The 14,212-nt window shown below is 70.4% G+C and carries 18 protein-coding genes; 10 read left to right on the top strand and 8 right to left on the bottom strand.

Going from position 1 to position 14,212, the window contains the following annotated elements; all coding sequences use genetic code 11:
* The first annotated feature begins 69 nt into the window (after nucleotides 1-69).
* Nucleotides 70-501, top strand: a complete 432-nt coding sequence (locus J7U37_RS04890) for a hypothetical protein (protein ID WP_247634995.1) — start codon at nucleotides 70-72, stop codon at nucleotides 499-501.
* A 2-nt stretch (nucleotides 502-503) separates the two neighbouring features.
* On the opposite strand, the gene J7U37_RS04895 is transcribed toward J7U37_RS04890, so the two are convergent.
* Together J7U37_RS04895 and J7U37_RS04900 are read right to left on the bottom strand one after the other, a co-directional pair.
* Complete coding sequence (locus J7U37_RS04895) at nucleotides 504-2,120, bottom strand: AMP-binding protein (protein ID WP_247634996.1); 1,617 nt, start codon at nucleotides 2,118-2,120, stop codon at nucleotides 504-506.
* Between the two features lie 10 nt (nucleotides 2,121-2,130).
* Nucleotides 2,131-2,730, bottom strand: a complete 600-nt coding sequence (locus J7U37_RS04900; protein ID WP_247634997.1) for a nitroreductase family protein — start codon at nucleotides 2,728-2,730, stop codon at nucleotides 2,131-2,133.
* Nucleotides 2,731-3,036: 306 nt separating this feature from the next.
* Between J7U37_RS04900 and J7U37_RS25270 the strand changes: the two genes are divergently transcribed.
* Entirely contained in the window at nucleotides 3,037-4,410 is a 1,374-nt protein-coding gene (locus tag J7U37_RS25270; protein WP_056483996.1) for a GGDEF domain-containing protein, read from the top strand.
* 39 nt (nucleotides 4,411-4,449) lie between these two features.
* Here J7U37_RS25270 and J7U37_RS04910 read toward each other — a convergent pair whose 3' ends face one another.
* Both J7U37_RS04910 and J7U37_RS04915 read right to left on the bottom strand, forming a co-directional pair.
* Nucleotides 4,450-4,689 carry a hypothetical protein gene (locus tag J7U37_RS04910; RefSeq protein WP_247634998.1) on the bottom strand — a complete coding sequence of 80 codons (240 nt, stop codon included), beginning with the start codon at nucleotides 4,687-4,689 and terminating at the stop codon, nucleotides 4,450-4,452.
* Between the two features lie 86 nt (nucleotides 4,690-4,775).
* Complete coding sequence (locus J7U37_RS04915; protein WP_247634999.1) at nucleotides 4,776-5,003, bottom strand: hypothetical protein; 228 nt, start codon at nucleotides 5,001-5,003, stop codon at nucleotides 4,776-4,778.
* Between the two features lie 142 nt (nucleotides 5,004-5,145).
* Here J7U37_RS04915 and J7U37_RS04920 point away from each other — a divergent pair, with 142 nt between their 5' ends.
* Nucleotides 5,146-5,403 carry a hypothetical protein gene (locus J7U37_RS04920; RefSeq protein WP_247635000.1) on the top strand — a complete coding sequence of 86 codons (258 nt, stop codon included), beginning with the start codon at nucleotides 5,146-5,148 and terminating at the stop codon, nucleotides 5,401-5,403.
* Nucleotides 5,404-5,443: 40 nt separating this feature from the next.
* Here the strand turns inward: J7U37_RS04920 and J7U37_RS04925 are convergent, their stop codons facing one another.
* Nucleotides 5,444-6,049: a glutathione peroxidase gene (locus J7U37_RS04925; RefSeq protein ID WP_056483987.1), complete on the bottom strand. Its 606-nt coding sequence runs from the start codon at nucleotides 6,047-6,049 to the stop codon at nucleotides 5,444-5,446.
* 176 nt (nucleotides 6,050-6,225) lie between these two features.
* Between J7U37_RS04925 and J7U37_RS04930 the strand changes: the two genes are divergently transcribed.
* Nucleotides 6,226-6,750, top strand: a complete 525-nt coding sequence (locus J7U37_RS04930) for a PRC-barrel domain-containing protein (protein WP_056179255.1) — start codon at nucleotides 6,226-6,228, stop codon at nucleotides 6,748-6,750.
* A 214-nt stretch (nucleotides 6,751-6,964) separates the two neighbouring features.
* Here the strand turns inward: J7U37_RS04930 and J7U37_RS04935 are convergent, their stop codons facing one another.
* Nucleotides 6,965-7,399, bottom strand: a complete 435-nt coding sequence (locus J7U37_RS04935) for a histidine kinase (protein WP_056179252.1) — start codon at nucleotides 7,397-7,399, stop codon at nucleotides 6,965-6,967.
* A gap of 321 nt (nucleotides 7,400-7,720) precedes the next feature.
* Here J7U37_RS04935 and argJ point away from each other — a divergent pair, with 321 nt between their 5' ends.
* The 4 genes from argJ to J7U37_RS04955 all read left to right on the top strand — a co-directional run bounded on the left by argJ (nucleotide 7,721) and on the right by J7U37_RS04955 (nucleotide 11,750).
* Nucleotides 7,721-8,971: a bifunctional glutamate N-acetyltransferase/amino-acid acetyltransferase ArgJ gene (gene argJ / locus J7U37_RS04940; RefSeq protein ID WP_247635001.1), complete on the top strand. Its 1,251-nt coding sequence runs from the start codon at nucleotides 7,721-7,723 to the stop codon at nucleotides 8,969-8,971.
* A gap of 29 nt (nucleotides 8,972-9,000) precedes the next feature.
* Entirely contained in the window at nucleotides 9,001-9,702 is a 702-nt protein-coding gene (locus tag J7U37_RS04945; RefSeq protein ID WP_247635076.1) for an SIMPL domain-containing protein, read from the top strand.
* A complete protein-coding gene (gene mutT / locus J7U37_RS04950; protein WP_247635002.1) occupies nucleotides 9,699-10,130 on the top strand; it encodes an 8-oxo-dGTP diphosphatase MutT in 432 nt (143 codons plus the stop codon). The genes J7U37_RS04945 and mutT overlap by 4 nt, the downstream gene beginning before the upstream one ends.
* Nucleotides 10,131-10,193: 63 nt before the next feature.
* Nucleotides 10,194-11,750 (top strand): DUF6880 family protein, encoded by a 1,557-nt coding sequence (locus J7U37_RS04955; protein ID WP_247635003.1) that lies wholly within the window; start codon nucleotides 10,194-10,196, stop codon nucleotides 11,748-11,750.
* Nucleotides 11,751-11,759: 9 nt separating this feature from the next.
* Here the strand turns inward: J7U37_RS04955 and J7U37_RS04960 are convergent, their stop codons facing one another.
* Nucleotides 11,760-12,119, bottom strand: a complete 360-nt coding sequence (locus tag J7U37_RS04960; protein ID WP_247635004.1) for a DUF427 domain-containing protein — start codon at nucleotides 12,117-12,119, stop codon at nucleotides 11,760-11,762.
* Entirely contained in the window at nucleotides 12,116-12,994 is an 879-nt protein-coding gene (locus J7U37_RS04965) for a methyltransferase domain-containing protein (RefSeq protein WP_056179225.1), read from the bottom strand. Before J7U37_RS04965 ends, J7U37_RS04960 begins: the two co-directional genes overlap by 4 nt.
* 119 nt (nucleotides 12,995-13,113) lie before the next feature.
* On the opposite strand from J7U37_RS04965, the gene J7U37_RS04970 reads away from it, so the two are divergent.
* Nucleotides 13,114-13,341 carry a hypothetical protein gene (locus J7U37_RS04970; protein ID WP_056179223.1) on the top strand — a complete coding sequence of 76 codons (228 nt, stop codon included), beginning with the start codon at nucleotides 13,114-13,116 and terminating at the stop codon, nucleotides 13,339-13,341.
* Between the two features lie 49 nt (nucleotides 13,342-13,390).
* Complete coding sequence (locus J7U37_RS04975) at nucleotides 13,391-14,155, top strand: ComF family protein (protein ID WP_247635005.1); 765 nt, start codon at nucleotides 13,391-13,393, stop codon at nucleotides 14,153-14,155.
* Nucleotides 14,156-14,212: the final 57 nt, after the last annotated feature.

A 14,212-nucleotide genomic window follows, 5' to 3' on the forward strand; every position in this document is an offset into this window, starting at 1 on the left:
CGTGGCTGCCAAGGGCCGGTCCAGAGCGCAGGTTTGCGCTGTCGGGACCCCATCGACCCGGAGTGCTCCATGATACGGCCTTTGACCCGGCCTTCGATCCGTCCCACGGCCCTGGCAATCCTGATCGGCCTTCTCGGAACCGTCAGCGCGGACGCGGTCTCGCTCGGGATGCCGACCTTCCAGAAGGTGATGGCGGCGGGACGTACGCTCAGGGTCTCCTCGATGTCCGCCATCGACCAGACCTGCCGATCCCTCGGCCAGTTCACGATCAACATGATCGACGCGCCGCATGATGGCCGGGTGGAAATCAGCCACGGCAGCGACTTTCCGAATTTCTCGGCCCTGAACACGCGCTCCCGCTGCAACACCCCCAAGGTGCCGGCGACCTTCGTGTCCTACACCCCCTCCCCCGCTTATTCCGGGGAGGACGAATTCGCGATCGAAATCGTCGGGCCGATGGGCAATGTCCGCCGGGCGCGCTTCCAGATCTCGGTCCGATAGGGTCACGCCTCGTCGCGCAACTGGCGCCGGATGATCTTGCCCGTGGTGGTCATGGGCAGGCTCTCGCGAAACGCGATCTCGCGTGGATATTCGTGGGCCGAGAGGCGGGTGCGCACGAAGGCCTGGATCTCGCCCGCGAGAGCGTCGGAGGCGGCAAATCCGTCGCGCAGGACCACATAGGCCTTCACGATCTCGGTGCGCAGCGGGTCCGGCTTGCCGATGGCGGCGGCCAGCGCCACGGCCGGGTGCGCGCAGAGGCAATCCTCGATCTCGGCCGGGCCGATGCGGTAGGCCGCCGAGGTGATGAGGTCGTCCTCGCGCCCGACGAAATGGACGTAGCCGTCGGCGTCGCGCCGGGCGGTGTCGCCGGTGAGCATCCAGTCGCCCGAAAACTTCTTCTCGGTCGCCTCCGGCTGGTTCCAGTAGCCCAGGAACATCACCGGGTCGGGCCGGGCGACGGCGATTTCCCCGGGTTCGTCGACGGCGGCCTCGGTCCCGTCGGCCCGCAGGATCGCCACCCGATGACCCGGCACCGGACGGCCGGTCGATCCGGCCCGTGCCACGCCGGCCGAGGGGCAGGCGGCGAGGACGAGGTTGCACTCGGTCTGGCCATAGGCCTCGCCGATGGTGAGGCCGAGTTCCCGTTGGGCCCAGGCGAAGGTGTCCGGACCCAGGGCCTCGCCGGCGGAGGCGATGTTGCGCAGGCGGGAGAGATCGAAGCGCCCGCGCGGATCGGCGACGCCGCGCAGCATGCGCAAGGCGGTGGGAGGCAGGAACGCGGTGGTGATCGCCCGTTCGGCGATGAGCCGGAGCGCGGCCTCCGGCTCGAAGCGGAAGCTCGGACAGGCCACCACCGGCACGCCGAGATGCAAGCTCGGCAGCGTCGCGTTGAGGAGGCCGCCGGCCCAGGCCCAGTCGGACGGCGTCCACATCCGGTCGCCGGCCTTCGGCGGGAAGTCGTGCATCAGGCAGAAGCCCGGCAGATGCCCGAGCAGCACCCGGTGGGCATGAAGAGCCCCCTTGGCGAGACCGGTGGTGCCGGAGGTGTAGATCATCAGCGCGGGATCGTCGGCCCGGGTGTCGCGGGCGGTGAACGCGCCGGATCCCTTCGCCATGAGGGCATCGCAGGCCACGGCCTCCCCGAGGGCGCCGTCGGTGCAGACCACGAGGTCGAGGTCCGGCAGGTCGGCCCGGATGGCCGCGAGCTTGGCGAGGCCGCCCGCGTCGGTGACGAGGGCGCGGGCTCCCGCATCGGCGAGGCGGTAGCGCAGGGCGTCGGGTCCGAACAGGCCGGCGAGCGGCAGCGCGATGGCCCCGAGCTTGTAGGCGGCCGAATGGGCGACCACCACGGCGGCCGATTGCGGCAGCAGCACGCCGATGCGGTCGCCGGGGACGACGCCCCGGCCCCGCAATCCGGCGGCCAGCCGGTCGGATTGCGCCTTCAGGTCTGCGAACGTCGTCTCCGAGACCCGCGTCCCGACCACTTCCTGGATCGCCACGCGGCCCGGATCGCGGGCAGCCCAGCGGTCGCAGACATCGACGCCGATGTTGTAGCGCTCCGGGATGTCCCAGGCGAAACCGGCGACGAGACCGTCATAGTCGGGTGCGGGTCTCAGCACGGCATCCGGCTCAGGCGTCGATCGCCTTGAAGGTGCCGGCGAAGGCGAAGTCGGTGATCGGCCGACGTCCGTTCGGCACCTCCTTGGTGCGCTGCTCCTCGCTGAGTTCGGCCGGGTTCGCCACGCGCCCGACGGCGTAGGCCGCCTCGACCTGATGGTCCGCCGGCACCTTGAGCACGGTGACGGAGCGCTCCTTGTCGAACCCGCCCATGCCGTGCACGTGCCAGCCCTGGCGGATCGCCTGAAGCTGGAAGTTCGCCGAGGCGGCGCCGGTGTCGAGGGAATGGCTGGCCGAAGGCTTCAGGCCGTCGCCGGTCTTCATCAGCTTGCTCGACACCAGGATGACGAGGGCGCCGGCGCCTTCCGCCCACTTGCGGTTGGCCGGCACCAGCAGGTCGAGGAAGGTCTCCCACTCGGGGGTGCCGCGCAGGGCGTAGACGAAGCGCCAGGGCTGCGAGTTGTAGGACGACGGCGCCCAGCGTGCGGCCTCGATCATCCGGAGCAATTCGGACTCGGGCACCGCCTCGCCCGCGAAGGCGCGCGGCGACCACCGCTCGGTGAAGATCGGGTCGATGGCGTGGTCGGGCTGGCGCGGGTTCGAGTCGGTCACGGGCAGGCTCCCAAGGGTAGTGATCCCGGGCCGGTCGTCGCGCTCGGGATATCGGACCGGTGCGCCGTGCGCGCGGGTCGGGACCGGTTCAGGCCCCCTCCCGTGCAACGCCGAATCCAGTCCAACCCAGCCATGCACGAGATGGGCCGGGGGAGGCAATCGGCCATTTCGCGCCCCTCGGTCCAGCAGGACCACCGGCTTTCGCCGATCGCCGGCATTTTAGCGATCAGGGAAACCATGCCGACAGGACTTGTGAGCCAGATTCAGCCCTGGGCAGCCCTCGCCCGACCTTGGATTCCCCCATTCGTGACACGTTCGTCCGCTGCCCGATCGTCTGACGATCCGGGCCCGCAAGCCTGTCGCCGGGCTCCCTATCGCCACGTCTCCGCTCGCAAACCCGTCCTGCATGCGAGCGATCGCCGGCTCGCCCTCATCGAGCGGACCCTGCGGGCCACACGCTGGCGCCTCGCCTTTCCGGCCGAACTCGAAACCCGGTTCGAGACGGAGACGGGACCGCGCCGCGTGCGTCACCTGCGCCGGTCCATCCTCATCGGGCTGGCCGTCTTCCACCTCTATGGCTGGGCGGCTTTCGTCACCACGCCCGACATGGCGGGCCTGAACCTCGCCCTGCGGCTCTGCCTGATGACGCCCGTGGCGGTGGCGCTGTTCTGGTCTCTGAGCCGGGTCGGGTCCGAGACCCGCGAAGCCCTGTGCAGCCTCAGCGTCCTGGTCGCCGCGCTGATCCCGGCCCTGATCCTGTGGCTCGGCACCGGGCCGAACGTCGCGCACGCGGCCACCGCGATCTGGCTGACGGTGATCTTCGCCAACATCTCGCTGGCACTGCGGTTCTTCTGGGCGTGCCTGATCTCCGGCGTCGTGTCGATCGCCGGAGGCCTCGCCATCGCGGCCCATCCCGAGATCGCGCCCGATCTCGCCCGGCTGGTGCGCCTCGACATGCTGATCGGCATCGCTTTCAGCCTGGGGGCCTGCCACCAGATCGAGCGGGCGCACCGGCGCAATTACCTGCACAGCCTGAGGGAATCCCTGCGTGCGCAGCAGCTCGTGGTGGCCAATGCCCGGCTCACGCGTCTCTCGACGACCGACCCGCTGACCGGCCTCGCCAACCGGCGCGCGTTTTCTCAGCGCCTCGAAGCCCTGTGGCACAGCTCCCGGCGCGGCGAACCCTTCGCGCTGATGCTGGTGGATGTGGACCATTTCAAGCGCTTCAACGACCATTACGGTCACGGGGCGGGCGACGACTGCCTGTGCGCGATCGCAGATCTGCTGACCTCGCGGCCCGGCAACGCCGCCGACCTCGTGGCGCGCTACGGCGGCGAGGAATTCGCCCTGCTGCTGCCGAGGCTGGACGCCACCGCGGCCATTGCCCTGGCCGAGCGCATCCGCGTGTCGCTGAACGCCCTGGCCCTGCCGCATGCGGGACGCGACGACGGCCTCGTGCACGTGACCGTAAGCGTGGGCGTCTCGGCGAGCCCGGACGGTGCGGAGACTCCGGCGGACCTGATCGAATCGGCCGATGCGGCCCTGTACGAGGCGAAATCGGCGGGACGCAATTGCACGCGGCGGGCGCCTCCGCAGCGGGCTGCGGCCGGAGCCGGTGCGCGCCCGCCGCTGGCGACCTGGACGATTCCCGACCGGGAGGACCTGCGACGCTCGGCCTGAGCGCCGCAGGTCCTCCCGGTTTTTATCGGGCGCTTCGACTTAATCGACCACCTTGGCGGTCGGTCGATCGTTGCTCTGGGCGGTCTCGTCGTGCCAGTTGCCTTGACCGTCCTGATAGCGGATGCCTTCCGTCGAGCCGGGCACCTGCTGCTCGGCCGCGGCCGCCTGGGCGGCCTGAAGAGCCTCGTCATGGCTCGGAAAGGTCTCGGAGAACACGTCACCGACCTTGTAGGCGTAGCCGCCATCGTGTTCGACGATGCGATAGGTGATCTCGGACATCGACTGTTCCTTCCCCGTTACGTGCGCCCGCTGGGCGCGCTTACGCATACGGGAGGTCGAACACGGAGCGGTTCGGGAGGTTCCCCTCAGTGCCGCGTCGGGGTGATCCAGGTCAGGGTGGGAATGGCCGCCTCGCAGCCCACGATCAGGGAGCCCCGCACGTCGGACGGATCGTAGCCCGGCCCGTCCGGAAATCCGATCACATGCGTGGTGGCGCTGTCGGCACGGCGAATATGGGCGACCCACCCTTCCGGCGCCCGTTCGAAGACGATCTCGAAGACGGCCCCGGCGTGTTCGAACCGATGTGCTTTCATCTCGCCCTCTCTCACACGGCTCGAACCGGACAGGCCGGTCTGACATCGCGCGCCGGATGTGGGGGCTTGCACTCTCGGAGCAAAGGATGTCCGAAGCGAGCGATCGTCCCGCCCCTCCCATCCGGCCAAGGCCAGGAGCCGCATGCGCCCGTCCCGTCCCGCCCTGGTAGTCGCCCTCGCCGTCCCGCTGCTGATCGCGGGGGGCGGTGCCCGAGCCGAGTTCAGCCTATTCGGCAGCGCCGACCGCACCCCGGCCAACCCCTTCGCGTCGAATTACGCCTCACCCCCGGTCCGCGCTACGGCCGAGGGGCCGCGGCGGAGCCGCCGCGCCAAACCGGCGGCCAATTCGGCGGCCAAGCCGGCTCCGGTCCTTCGCCCACCGCGCGACATTCCCCAGTAGTGAGCCCCGGTAGCGAGGAGGTTTGTCTCCGCGAGCCGGATCAGGCGGCCGGCAGCGCATTGGCGATCGCCGTGACGATGCGCGGATCGGCGGGCTCGACCGAGGACGGGAAGGCGCCGATCAGGCTTCCGTCGCGGTCGATCAGGTACTTGTGGAAGTTCCAGCCCGGCGTCGCGCCGGGCTTCTCGGCGGCGGCCCAGCGATAGAACGGATGGGCGCCGGGACCACGCACATGGGTCTTGGCGGTAACCGGAAAGGTGACGCCGTGATTCTTGCGCGCGGCCTCCGCGATGGCGAGGCCGTCCAGCGGCTCCTGATTGCCGAAATCGGCGGACGGCACCGCGATCACGGTGAGGCCGCGATCGCCGAATCGGGTCCACAGGCCCTGCAGGCCGGAGAACTGGCCGGCATAGCCGCAGGCGGTGGCGGTGTTCACGATCAGGATCGGCCGACCGGCATAGGCCGACAGCGGCAGGGTGCCGCCCTCGGGCGTCTCGAACGCGAAGGCCCCGGCGCGGAGGTCACCGGCGAGCACCGGCCGAACGCCCCAGGCGAGCGCTCCGCCGAGGATCGCCAGGGCGTGGCGCCGCGACAGGGTTCGCCCGGTCCCGGGGCGGCTGAGATTGGAAGGCAGGAAGCTCGACATCGCGCCACACCCGTCTGGGCGGAGGACCCGTTCCACCGCACCCGTCGCTGACAACCTAACGCCGGCGCGGGGTTCGTCCATCGGCAGTGCCGCCGGACGGGAACCTTTTACGGAGGCTCGAACTTGAGCGTGTGCCATTACGGACCCCACACTCGACCCTCGGAGAGACTTCGCCCATGCGCAGCCTGTTGCTCGGCACGACCCTTCTCGCTGCCAGCGCCACCTTTGCCCTCGCCCAATCGCCGGACGCCACGACGCCGGCGACCTCGTCCTCGGCGCCGATGCAGGCTGCGCCCGCCACCCTCGCCAACGATCTGCGCCCCACCTTCGTGGTGCAGAACAAGAGCGACATGGTCACCTCGAAGCTGATCGGCCTCACCATCCAGAACGGGGCCAGCGAGACCATCGGCGAGATCGCCGACGTGGTCCTCGACGACAAGAACACGGTGAAGTCCTGGGTGGTCGGCGTCGGCGGCTTCCTCGGCATCGGCACGAAGTACGTCGCCATCGATCCGAGTGCCCTCAAGCTCTCCCGCGTCGACGACACCACCCTGAAGGCGACCATCGACACCAACAAGGACCAACTGCGCGCCGCGCCGGAATACATCTATCTCGGCAAGGCCAAGGCCAACGCGGAGACCAAGCCTGCAGATTCGAGGCCTGTGGACTCCAAGCCTGTGGACACGAACAAGGCTCCGTAACCGCCGCTCCGGCGATCCCCACCCGTTAGGAAAGCCCTCGGCCTCGGCGCCGGGGGTTTTTTTCTTATGAAGAGGGCATTTCCGCACTGCGACCGGAATCCTCCGACGCGGCTTGTCAGGGATCCGTCACGAAACCGGAGTAAGGCGCCCGGGAAACGCGGTCGGGGCGCGGGTCCGACGGTCGGGATGGTGAATCGACGTGGCGACGATTCGATCAGGCGGAGTTGCGCAGAGCGTCACGAACCGTGCTCGCGACGTTGTCGATGCGCCGGACCGCGAGGATGCCGGCGCGGGCTTCGGGGCGGTCGCCGTCGAACAATTCCTCGAGCAGCCGGGTCGGTTCGACGTCGCTCTCCAGCGATTCCAGATCGCTCGCGAACACGATGCGCAGATGAGGCCGCAGGGCACGGGCCTCCTGGACCAGCTTCTGGCAACACAGCTCGCCCTGAAGGCTGACATCCGTCACGAGGACATCCACCGGAAGACCGAGGGCCAGCACCGTCATCGCGTCGACACCGCAATCCACCGTGGTGGCAGCATAGCCAGCGCGCCGGATCTGCGACGTGACTTCGTCACGCCAATGCTTTTGCCGACCCGCGATCAGAACCTGGACGCCGTAGGCGCCACCTGGCGAGGCTGGTAGTTCCATAGTCGAGACTCCCCACTCGCGCCTGGACATCCGTGCCGATCACCCCGGAAACTGTGCGTCGCAGCATGCTATGTCACGTTCGCTCGAACAGACAAGCCCTGCCGACAGGCGAAGTCTAGCGACGGACGCATCCGGGAGGCTCGGCGCCCTCCCTCAAGTCTTCGACCGCCGAGGCGTTCCCATCCGAACCGCCCCGCTTCGCCGTCCGCCCAAACCGTGGCACGAGAGCCACCGTCGCGGTTGACGGGACCTGCGCCCACGGGGCAACACCGCGCGCGACGCCTGCGCGGGACCGTAGAGACGAGAGCCGGAGCTTCCATCATGTCATCCGCCAAATCCCCGCCCGTCTCGCCACTCGCGCCGACGTCGAACCCGGACCTGCCGCCGATCCGCGGCGTCGGCATTGCCACCGCGCAGGCCGGCATCCGCTATTCCGGCCGCACCGACGTGCTCTACGTGGCGCTGGCCGAGGGCACGCAGGCCGCCGGCGTGTTCACCCGTTCCAAGTGTCCGTCCGCCCCGGTGGATTGGTGCCGCGAAGCCCTGGGCAGTGCGGGCGCCCGTACGCTGGTGGTGAATTCCGGCAACGCCAACGCCTTCACGGGCCTTCGGGGACGCGACGCCGTGGCGCTCACGGCACGTATTGCCGCCGAGGCCGCGCGGTGCCGGCCGGAGGAGATCTTCATCGCTTCGACCGGCGTCATCGGCGAGCCCCTCGACGCCACCAAGTTCGAGGGCGTGCTGGCCGATTGCGCCCAGCGGACCGAGGATGGGCCGAGCGCCTGGGCCGCGGCCGCCCAGGCGATCATGACCACCGACACCTTCCCGAAGCTCGCCACGCGCCGGGCGAACATCGACGGCGTCCCCATCACGATCAACGGCATCGCCAAGGGCGCGGGCATGATCGCCCCCGATATGGCGACGATGCTGAGCTTCGTCTTCACCGACGCCGCCCTGCCGCAGGACGTACTGCAGACGCTCCTCTCCGCCGGCACCGCCACCAGCTTCAACTGCGTGACGGTGGACGGCGACACCTCGACCTCCGACACGCTGATGCTGTTCGCCACCGGCGCGGCCGGCAATGCCGCCGTCTCGGGCGCCGACGATCCGCGACTCGCCGACTTCCGCACCGCCCTCGACGACCTCCTGGTGGAGTTGGCCCAGCTCGTCGCCAGGGACGGCGAGGGTGCGCGCAAGTTCGTCACCGTGCAGGTGTCTGGCGCCAGCAGCGACGCCTCGGCCCACCGCATTGCGATGTCGATCGCCAACTCGCCCCTGGTGAAGACCGCCATCGCGGGCGAGGACGCCAATTGGGGCCGTGTGGTCATGGCGGTGGGCAAGGCCGGCGAGCCGGCCGACCGCGACCGTCTGGCGATCTGGTTCGGCGACGTGCGCGTCGCCCGGGAGGGGGCGCGCGATCCCGACTACAGCGAGGACGCCGCGAGCGCCGTCATGCGCGAACCGAACGTCACCGTGCGGGTCGACCTCGGCCTCGGCGACGGCGGCGCCCGTGTCTGGACCTGCGACCTGACCAAGCTCTACATCGAGATCAACGGGGATTACCGCTCGTGAGGCGCAGCCGCACCGCGCTCCTTCTCGCCCTGGCGCTTTTCGGACCTGGCACTGAGGCCCGGGCCGAGGACCGGCCCGTCGCGACGGAAGGGCAGATCAGCGTCGTCGGCCGCGCCCGCTCGGAGGTGGCGCCGGACTTCGCCTCGGTCGAGATCGGCGTCGAGAGCCGGGGTGCGACCCCGGCCGCCGCCCTCGACGGCGCCAGCACCGCCGCCAGGGCGATCCTGGCGCTCGCCGCCGAGTTCAAGGTCGCGGAAGCGGATCTCGGCACCTCGGCGGTGACGCTGCAGCCGGCCACCCGCTCGATGCGCCAGCCGGACGGGAGCTTCGCCGAGAAACCCGACGGCTACCGCGCCAGCAACACCGTGCGTGTGCGTCTCGCCGACATGGGGCGCCTCGGCGATCTGATGCGCCGGGCTCTCGATGGTGGCGCGAACCGAATCGACAGCGTCGGCTTCGGCCTGCGCGATCCGGATGCCGCCGAGAGCGCCGTGCGCAGTGCGGCGATGAAGGATGCGCGCCTCCAGGCCGAGCGGCTGGCCGAAGCGGCGGGCGTCACCCTCGGACGGGTCGTGTCGATTCAGTCCCCGGCCACGGGCGCTCCCCCGCCGATGGCCTTCGCGGCGCCCGCGCCGATGCGGGCCAAGCGCGGCGGCGCTCCGGTCCCCCTCGTCGCCGGCACCATCGAGACCGCGGCCGACGTCTCGGCGACCTTCGCGATCGCCCGATGAGCGGGGCGAATCCTGCCACCCCCCTGCGCATCCTGCTGGTGGTCGCCGTGGCGCTGGTCGATGTCGATGGGCGGGTCCTCCTGGCCCAGCGGCCACCGGGCAAGCAGCTCGCCGGCCTGTGGGAGTTCCCGGGCGGCAAGGTCGACCCGGGCGAGCGGCCGGAGGAGACCCTGATCCGCGAACTGGCCGAGGAACTCGGCATCACCGTGCAGGAGGCCTGCCTGGCACCCCTGACCTTCGCGAGCCACGCCTACCCGGATTTCCACCTGCTGATGCCGCTCTACATCTGCCGGCGCTGGGAAGGCCTGCCGCGCGCGATGGAGGGGCAGGCGCTCAAGTGGGTGCGGCCGCGCGATCTGAAGGACCAGCCGATGCCGCCGGCCGATGCACCGCTGATTCCCTTCCTGCTGGACCTGCTCGGACCGTGATCCACTTGCCCTGAGGACATTCCGGCGGCCCGCGCCGCCTCGCCGGGAGGAGGACAGCGCACCATGGCACGCAAGGCCACCCCAGCCCCCGAGGCGTCCCGGCAGCGGAAACCGAGCGCCAAAGGCGCTTCGGCGAAAGGCTCTCACGCGAAAGCGGTTCCCAGCAAGCCGAAGCGGGCCTCGCGAAAAACCACGCCCTGTCCCGAGACCCTGACCGAACTCGGGCTGGAGCGGCTGATCCAGCTCGTTCTGTCCGAGACCGCGCGCAATCCGACCTTCAAGAAGCTGGTGACGGCGGCGGTCGCCAGCCTCCAGGGACCGGACGCCATCGCGGCCCTGGTCGACCGGCGCCTGACCGCTCTCGAACGCGGCCAGGGTTATATCGACTGGCAGAAGCAGCGCGCCTTCTCCGCCGATCTCGATGCCATGCTGACGACGGTGGTGAGCGAACTCGCGGCCCTCGACCCGCGGGCGGCCCTCGACCGGCTGATCCGCTTTCTCGGTGGCGCCGACGATGTCCTGGGGCGGGCGGACGATTCGAGCGGGCGCCTCCACGGCGTCTATGAACGCGCGGCCGACGCGGCCGCGAGCCTGATCGTCGACCTCCCGGGCGACGAGGCGGCCGCCTTCGCGGCACGGCTGGTGCCACGGCTCGGCGCGGACGGTCATGGCTTCGTCGAGACCCTGATGCACGACCTGATCCCCCGCTTGCCCGAGACGGCGCACACCGCCCTCGACATGGCTTTGAAAGTAGCGACGCCCGCCGCGCCGCCGGCCCGAACCGGCGGCGAGAAGGCCTGGACGGCCCAATGGGGGCGTAACCGCTTCATCCGGATGCGGCAGGCCCTGGCGGACCGGGCGGGCGACGTCGACGCCTTCATCGCCTTCGAGAAGGAGGCGTCGCCCGAACAGCCGGACCGGGTCCGGATCGCCGAACGGCTCCTGGCGGCGGATCGGGCGGCCGAAGCGCTCGAGTGGATCCGCAGGTCACAGAAGCGCGGGCCGGTCATCGTCACCCGCGAAGCGCTGTTGACGGGGCAGTTCGATCACCATGCCCCGGAGCGGGCGCGGCAGGCCGTCGAGATCCGCATCCTCGACACCCTCGGGGACAAGGCTGGCGCACAGGCCCTGCGCTGGCAGGAATTCGAGCGCAGCCTCGATCCGGCGATGCTGCGGGCCTATCTCGCCAAGCTGCCGGACTTCGAGGACGACGCGGCGCTGGAGCGGGCCTTCGACCATGCCGAGGCCTTCGCGGACCGCTACCGCGCGCTGGCCTTCCTCATCCACTGGCCGAACCCCGACCGCGCCGCCCGCCTGGTGATGCAGCATCGCGGCAGCTGGGACGGCAGCCGCTATGAAATCCTGGTGCCGGCCGCCGAAGCGCTGGAGCGGACGCAGCCGGCGGTGGCGAGCGAACTCTATCGCCTGCTCATCGACAGCATCCTGGAGCATGGCCGCAGCGCGGCCTACGGCCATGCCGCCCGCTATCTCACCGCTCTCGACAGCCTCGCGGCCCAGGTCGAGGAAGGGCGCCTGACCCCCGATCCGGAGGCGTATCGGGCCTCGCTGCGCCGCCTGCACGGCCGCAAGTCCGCGTTCTGGGCCCAGGTGCGGGACTGACGGGGTTCCTCACGCCAGCTCGATCGGGTCGATCTTGTCGGTATAGAAGGCGAGATGCCCCGCGATGGCGGCGACGGCCGGATAGGGCGCCTCGTAGCTCCACACCGCATCGGCACGGGAGGCGTCCGGGGTGGTCAGGCTGAAATAGCTGGCGTCGCCCTTGTAGGGGCAGTGCGTGCGGCGGGCCGTGGGGGTGAAATGCGCCCAGCGGGCATCGGCTCGCGGGACGTAGACCACGGGCGGATAATTCGCTTCCGTGAGCATCAGGGCCGCGTCGGTCTCGGCCAGGAGGGTGCCGGCGAGGCGGATACGGATGCGCCCCGGATGCGGCAGGATGGTGATCGGATGATCGGCGCCGGGCTGTCTCATGCGTCGGGTTCCTCGGCTGTGCGTTCGGTGGTGCCCAGGGCTTCGGCGAGCCGGGCCTGGGCGGTCCCGGGTTTCAGCGGCTTCTGCTGGCTCTCGTGCGGCGCCCACCCGGACAGCCACAGGATCTCGAAACTGGCGCGGACGCGGCCATCCGGATCGGCGAAGCGCTCCGCGTAGAGGGCGGCCGCCCGCAGGAGCGTCTCGCGCCGCAGGGGCGTCCGGCGACGCTCGGTCAGGACGTTGGTCAGCCCCATCGCCCGCAGGTCGCGCATGAGCGCGAACAGGTCCCGGTAGCGGACCGTGACGGTCTCGACATCGGTCACCGGCAGGGCGAAGCCGGCGCGCTGGAGCAGGCTTCCCATCTCGCGAACCTCGGCGAAGGGAGCGACGCGCGGGCTGACGCCGCCCTCGACCTCGCTCTCGGCCTGTCCGAACACCTGCCGCAGTTCGGTCAGGGTCCGGCCGCCGAGCAGGCAGCCGATGAACAGCCCATCCGGCCTTAGGCTCCGGCGCAGCTGCGCCAGGGCGCCCGGAAGGTCGTTCACGTGCTGAAGAGCCAGGAGCGAGACGGCGAGATCGAAGCGCCCGGGCGCCAGCGGCAGCAGCTCGGGATCGGCCACGACGCTGCCGGGCTCAGGCCGGGCCGCCAGACGCGTGATCCGCTCGACCCGGCCGCCCGCGCGCAGGTGCTCGGCGGCGAGGGGCGACGGCGTGGCGAGGTCGAGAGCCTCGGGAAAGGTTCGGAGCACCGCTCCGAGACGATCGTCGAGATCCTCGACCACCCGCCGCAGCAGGAAATCGGCGTAGCCCTCGCGGTGGGCGCGGGCGAGGCGGTGGCGGGCCAGGCCCGTATCGAAGAGGGGTGGTGCGGTCATCGCGATCTTAGATGGCGCGGCGAGGCTCCGACCGCCACCCGCGCCGACACCGGAACGCCCGTAGGGCCTTCCTCGTTGAAGCGATACGATTCGATGACGAATCGAGGAGACGTGACGCCATGAAGTCTATCCTGTTCGGCGCGACCCTCGCTCTTGCGGGACTCAGCCTCGCCACCACCGGAGCCGACGCCAAGGGGTGCCTGAAGGGCGCCGCGGTCGGCGGTCTCGCCGGGCACGTCGCAGGCCATGGCGTCCTCGGTGCGGCAGCGGGTTGCGCGGTCGGGCGCCACCAGGCCAACAAACGCGACCGCCAGCAGAACCAGGCGCAGCCGCAACAGAACAACTGATCACAACCGAGAGTCGCATTCCTCCTATGCGGGCGGTAGGGTCGCCGTCATGGCCCCTGCCGCTCGCCCGTTCGTCGTAGGCCTGCGCGCCGCCTGGAGCGGTGCCCTCGCCCTGGTCTACCCGCCGACCTGCCCCGGCTGCGGCGGCGCCATCGCCGATCCGCATGCGCTGTGTGCCCGCTGCTGGGCGGGACTGAGGTTGATCGAACGGCCCTTCTGCGACCGGTTCGGCACACCCTTCGCCGTCGACCACGGTACCGGAACCCTATTGTCGCCCCGCGCCATCGCGGAGCCTCCGGTCTTCGCTCAGGCCCGTGCGGTGGCGCTCTACGAGGGTGTCGCCCGCGACCTCGTCCATCGCCTGAAATACGAGGACCGCCTGGACCTCGCCGCCGTGCTGGCGCGGATGATGGCAGGTGCGGGCTCCGACCTGCTCGCCCGGGCGGATTGCCTCGTGCCGGTGCCGCTGCATCGCTGGCGCCTATGGCGACGCCGCTTCAACCAGTCCGCCCTCCTGGCGCAGAGGATCGGGCGGATCGCGAATCGACCGGTGGAATGCGGATACCTCGCCCGGGTGAAGGCGACCCGCCCGCAGGTGGGCCTGAGCCGGGTCGCCCGGGCGACCAACCTTCAGGGCGCCTTTCGCGTCCCCGAGGCCAAGCAGCCGCTGCTACAAGGGCGACGCGTTCTTCTCATCGACGATGTCATGACCACGGGCGCGACGGCCAATGCCGCCGCGCGGGTGTTGCTGCGCGGCGGCGCGGCGTCGGTCGATGTCCTGACCTTCGCGCTGGTCTCGGGCGAGGTCGGCTGAGCCGCCCCACGCGTGCGCTGACGGTCTTCAGGCCGTGACCATCCTCAAGCGGTGACG

This window comes from Methylobacterium sp. 37f (assembly GCF_023093475.1).
Classification (GTDB): Bacteria; Pseudomonadota; Alphaproteobacteria; order Rhizobiales; family Beijerinckiaceae; genus Methylobacterium.

Bases quoted from the DNA above. Each gene is read 5' to 3' on its own strand.
- J7U37_RS04890 (WP_247634995.1), top strand. From the start codon at position 70: ATGATACGGCCTTTGACCCGGCCTTCGATCCGTCCCACGGCCCTGGCA.
- J7U37_RS04910 (WP_247634998.1), bottom strand. From the start codon at position 4,689: ATGTCCGAGATCACCTATCGCATCGTCGAACACGATGGCGGCTACGCC.
- J7U37_RS04915 (WP_247634999.1), bottom strand. From the start codon at position 5,003: ATGAAAGCACATCGGTTCGAACACGCCGGGGCCGTCTTCGAGATCGTC.
- J7U37_RS04920 (WP_247635000.1), top strand. From the start codon at position 5,146: ATGCGCCCGTCCCGTCCCGCCCTGGTAGTCGCCCTCGCCGTCCCGCTG.
- J7U37_RS04925 (WP_056483987.1), bottom strand. From the start codon at position 6,049: ATGTCGAGCTTCCTGCCTTCCAATCTCAGCCGCCCCGGGACCGGGCGA.
- J7U37_RS04930 (WP_056179255.1), top strand. From the start codon at position 6,226: ATGCGCAGCCTGTTGCTCGGCACGACCCTTCTCGCTGCCAGCGCCACC.
- J7U37_RS04935 (WP_056179252.1), bottom strand. From the start codon at position 7,399: ATGGAACTACCAGCCTCGCCAGGTGGCGCCTACGGCGTCCAGGTTCTG.
- argJ (WP_247635001.1), top strand. From the start codon at position 7,721: ATGTCATCCGCCAAATCCCCGCCCGTCTCGCCACTCGCGCCGACGTCG.
- mutT (WP_247635002.1), top strand. From the start codon at position 9,699: ATGAGCGGGGCGAATCCTGCCACCCCCCTGCGCATCCTGCTGGTGGTC.
- J7U37_RS04955 (WP_247635003.1), top strand. From the start codon at position 10,194: ATGGCACGCAAGGCCACCCCAGCCCCCGAGGCGTCCCGGCAGCGGAAA.
- J7U37_RS04960 (WP_247635004.1), bottom strand. From the start codon at position 12,119: ATGAGACAGCCCGGCGCCGATCATCCGATCACCATCCTGCCGCATCCG.
- J7U37_RS04965 (WP_056179225.1), bottom strand. From the start codon at position 12,994: ATGACCGCACCACCCCTCTTCGATACGGGCCTGGCCCGCCACCGCCTC.
- J7U37_RS04970 (WP_056179223.1), top strand. From the start codon at position 13,114: ATGAAGTCTATCCTGTTCGGCGCGACCCTCGCTCTTGCGGGACTCAGC.
- J7U37_RS04975 (WP_247635005.1), top strand. From the start codon at position 13,391: ATGGCCCCTGCCGCTCGCCCGTTCGTCGTAGGCCTGCGCGCCGCCTGG.